This is a genomic window from Nostoc sp. S13 (assembly GCF_029379315.1).
Lineage (GTDB): Bacteria > Cyanobacteriota > Cyanobacteriia > Cyanobacteriales > Nostocaceae > Nostoc.
The window spans coordinates 1-3,946 of record NZ_JAQYWQ010000230.1 but is presented as its reverse complement, the minus strand read 5'-3'; the positions used below and the strand labels follow the sequence as shown (position 1 = coordinate 3,946).

3 protein-coding genes are annotated in these 3,946 nt (G+C 41.8%); 1 reads left to right on the top strand and 2 read right to left on the bottom strand.

Annotation, left to right across the window (positions count from 1 at the left end; genetic code table 11):
- Positions 1-194: 194 nt before the first annotated feature.
- Entirely contained in the window at positions 195-1,163 is a 969-nt protein-coding gene (locus PUQ00_RS32535) for a DUF1517 domain-containing protein (protein WP_300424110.1), read from the bottom strand.
- Between the two features lie 1,005 nt (positions 1,164-2,168).
- Here PUQ00_RS32535 and PUQ00_RS32530 point away from each other — a divergent pair.
- A complete protein-coding gene (locus PUQ00_RS32530) occupies positions 2,169-3,386 on the top strand; it encodes a glycosyltransferase family 4 protein (RefSeq protein WP_300424108.1) in 1,218 nt (405 codons plus the stop codon).
- A gap of 208 nt (positions 3,387-3,594) precedes the next feature.
- Here the strand turns inward: PUQ00_RS32530 and PUQ00_RS32525 are convergent, their stop codons facing one another.
- Positions 3,595-3,891 (bottom strand): hypothetical protein, encoded by a 297-nt coding sequence (locus tag PUQ00_RS32525; protein WP_300424107.1) that lies wholly within the window; start codon positions 3,889-3,891, stop codon positions 3,595-3,597.
- Positions 3,892-3,946 lie beyond the last annotated feature (55 nt).

The window sequence follows — 3,946 nt, the reverse complement described above, 5'->3', positions numbered from 1 at the left end:
TCCGTTGGCACAGCCCGCCGCAGGCATCAGAACTTTGTAAGAGAGGGGCTTGTACCCTTTTCGTTTTCGGTCATACAAAAAACCGCTTGTGAATGACAAGCGGTTTCCTAGTGGTTGCCCTCAAGGAGGAACTTATTTGTTGCGCCAAGATGCAAAGCTTTTTCTTAACGCTAAAGCGAGAAATTTTTTAGAGATTAAACAAGTCTCAAATCAGGATAATTTGCCAAGACATCATCAGATGTCAGCGTATCATTTTCAGCTTGCGGAGTCCAAAGAACTTCAATTGCCAGAAGCTTTTCGCTAGGAATACTACCAATTTGCCGCAAAGCTTGACGCAAATCATCAGCACTGTTAATCGCTGTGGGGATTTCAAACTTACCTAATGTCGCCGCCAGCAAAGTGACGATAATGTATTCACCAGGGCCTTCGGTAAATAAGCGTGTGGGGTTGTCGAGTTCACCAGCCGGGGGTAAAGCATCTTTGGCAAGGGCTGCTTTTAGCTGATTGTTGACATTAGACAAAGTTTCTTCGCTAAATTTGCTGCGTTCTGCCAGTGACAGCCGATTAAATTGACTTTCAGCTGAATTTAAACTTGCTTGTTGAGTCCCACCACCTGCATATACAAAGTATTCAGGATGGCGGAGTAAAGCTAGGCTGGCTTCTTGTAGAACTTCTGCTCTTCCCTCTGGGGTGTTAGTATCAGCAGTTTCAGCAATGTGGTTGAGTTCATTTTGCAATTCACGGGCTTGAGCTAACAAACCTACTTGCAAACGAGTTACGGAAACAGCAGAGTTGCTGTTGTAATCTGCTTCACCCGTTTCACCACTAGAGACGCGGCGGAAAGTTTGCAATAAGAAATTAGCGATCGCTAAGAAAATTAAGATGGTAAATATACCACCAAATCCTCCTCCAATACCCCAGAAGGGAACTAAGAAGGGAAAGCCAAAACCACCACCAAAGCCACCACGAGGATAATAGCCGCCTCCACTAGGAGGTGCATAGGTGCGACTGGAAGGCGCTCTAAAAGAGCCACCACCGATCCTCCCCCCACTGCGGGCCGCTAATGCGCCATCGGCGTGACTAAGAGCCAAAGCTAACACTAGGCTTAGGGCTAAGAAGGTTTTTAACAGAGGTTTGATGATTTGTTGTAGTTTTTTACGCATATACAATCGCTTGAAAAACAGAATTTTTTATGATTTCTACCGATGTTTTTAGGAGTGTTGCGGTATGTCGCTAACGCCAGCCCGTAACAAGCAAGCGACTTTCTAGCATTTGGGTAGCATTTACTTTTAAAGGCTACATATTCAATTTACCGCGTCTGATGTTGGGTAGGCAGCGATCGCAGGAGGGATTTCTCGACTGGAGAACCGTACCTTAAGATATGTTGATCATCACACAAATTTGCGATGTCTACGATGGTCATTGAGCTTGCCGTACCCTTCTCTACGAGAGGCTGCGCCAACGGGAAGCAAGCTACGGGGAGTGTCTCGTAGAGAAGTGCGGGCTAGGCCTACGAGTAATTGTTGCTATGTCTGGGACTGAGCACTTTCAGAGTACAGTTTTGAATTATACAGATGATTTTAATTTTTAGTAATTATTTTGAATAATTTTTATAATCCTTATCCCTACTGGTTTTGTCAAAACCTGGCAGACACGAGAAAGGATATTTTTAAATTCTGAACAGTATTTGCTACAACTGACCGAAACAGTGCTATGGGCTAAGTGCTGAGTGCTTATATAGTTCATCAAGCACATAAATTCTCAAGTAGTGAGAAATTTGCAGCAAATATAAAATCAACACTTAATAATTCAAAATTCAAAATTGTTGGCCCAGCTTCTCCAAGAGTTGAGAGTTTTAGTAGGGGTTTAAATACCCTTATGAAGAAACTGATACTCCGTGTATGCGTAACGCCAAATCTGAGCGGAGGTTTGCTCAAGGACGTGCAAATACTCGCTACCACTTCGCTATCAGAACTTTGTAAGACAGGGAACTTAAACCCTTTAATTTACGATAAAAAAATAATCTTCGTAACTAATCTTCTAAAATGTTTTTCAAATTTGTCTACCACATTCGTTTTAAAAGAAATAAAATAATAATTATCGCTTTGAAAGTAATCCTAATTGTAAATAAATTAACAATTATTTTAAATGTAGCCATCAACTTGATTATGGAACATATTTCTCAACTAACAGCCGAAATCAGAGACAAAGCTGCATACCCAGATATCCTAGTCATATCCCGAATCTTCCTGCCGAAAGAAGCTGTAATTGGGGAATATATCTACAATCGCTGTCTCCAAGATCCAGAACGAGTTATTGTGCTGGCGGCTAGTTGCACAGGAGATCAAGTATTTGATGAAAGTCAACAATTTCCTGTCTATCGCTGGTATTATCCTAACTATTGGCGTAGTGGCTGTGTGGGAAGTATCCTGAAGCCCTTGATTAATATCGTCGGCTCATTTGTCCTAGCAATCAAACTCTATTTCCGCTATCACTACCGTTATATAGAGTGGGGTCACGGCTATGACTTCCCTTCACTGTTGCTATTGAGTTATTTCTTACCTATTCGCTTTTTTATCTATCTGCACGGCAATGATCTTCTTTGTACTTTACACAATCCCGTGCTGCGATCGCTCTTTAAACTAACACTTCATAGAGCCGAAGGTATTGTTTGTAACAGTTCTTATACACAAGACTATCTCAGAACTGCTTTGCGATTAGATACTCCTACCCACGTCATCAACCCGGTAATCAGACCAGAAAAATTTGGTAATAATGTCGCAAGTCCAAGTAGCCTTGATGATTTACGTGTCCGCGTGCGTCAGACATACAACATTCCCGAAACAACAATAGTTATTCTCTCGGTAGGAAGGCTAGTAAAACATAAAGGTTTCGACCTAGTTATTGATAACATCCCACTATTGCTAACTTTTGGGATCGATGTCCACTATATAGTCTGCGGTCAAGGGCCAAGTGAATCGGAACTGAAATCTCTGGCGCATCGTTTGCGGGTACATAAGCGCGTACACTTTGCCGGATATGTGCCAGAGCGGGAATTAGCAGGTTATTATGCAGCTTGCGACATATTTGCCATGCTGACTTTATTGGATACTAAACCTAATAGTATGGAGGGCTTTGGTATGGTTTATTTAGAAGCAAGTTACTTCGGTAAACCTGTAATTGCCCCTCGCTTAGGGGGTGTTCTAGACACAGTTCAGCATGAACAAAATGGGATACTGGTTAATCCCAATTCTGGTTATGAAGTTTTTCAAGCTTTCAATCGGTTGTGTAAAGACCAGCAACTACGTGAGCAACTCGGTCGCAAAGGTAAAGAATTAGCCAAGCGTAGAATCCTTCATCGATCGCTATATAAATCTGATTTGTAAGACTTTTATTAGACTTATCCGGAAATGAGAACTTTATTTGGCTGAAACCTAGCTCTGGAGAGGGTTTTAGAGGTTCCTGTTTTATATAAGCTAAAAAGCCAGCTATGTAAGGGTTTCAGCTATTTTGAGGTTTATTTGTGGATAAGTCTATTACATTTTAGGGCATACACTCAGTTTTTTCTTTTCATCAGGATTAGTTACAAGGTAATCATTTGAGGCGATCGCACCCTTCATGCAGCAGTTCATCTAGTCCCCGGATACGCCATACAATTGCTGTATTGTCGTCACTGGCTGTAGCTAGCAGTTCGCCATTCGGGCTAAAATCTGCACTTTTAATATTGCCCTGATGACCTGTAAATTCTGCAACTTGTTGTCCTGATAAATTCCACAACCTAGTTGTGTAGCTTGCTGAAGATGTAGAGAGCAGCTTACCATCCCGGCTGAAATTTATTTGTGTGACTCTGCCTTGATTTCTACAAGCCGCACACTCGTGACTTATAGTCATGAGTTAGGCGCTCCATATTGAGCATGACTTTGTGTTACAATACCAGTGTATTTAA

Excerpts from the sequence above, each read along its gene's own strand:
- PUQ00_RS32535 (WP_300424110.1), bottom strand. The coding sequence starts at position 1,163 with ATGCGTAAAAAACTACAACAAATCATCAAACCTCTGTTAAAAACCTTC.
- PUQ00_RS32530 (WP_300424108.1), top strand. The coding sequence starts at position 2,169 with ATGGAACATATTTCTCAACTAACAGCCGAAATCAGAGACAAAGCTGCA.
- PUQ00_RS32525 (WP_300424107.1), bottom strand. The coding sequence starts at position 3,891 with ATGACTATAAGTCACGAGTGTGCGGCTTGTAGAAATCAAGGCAGAGTC.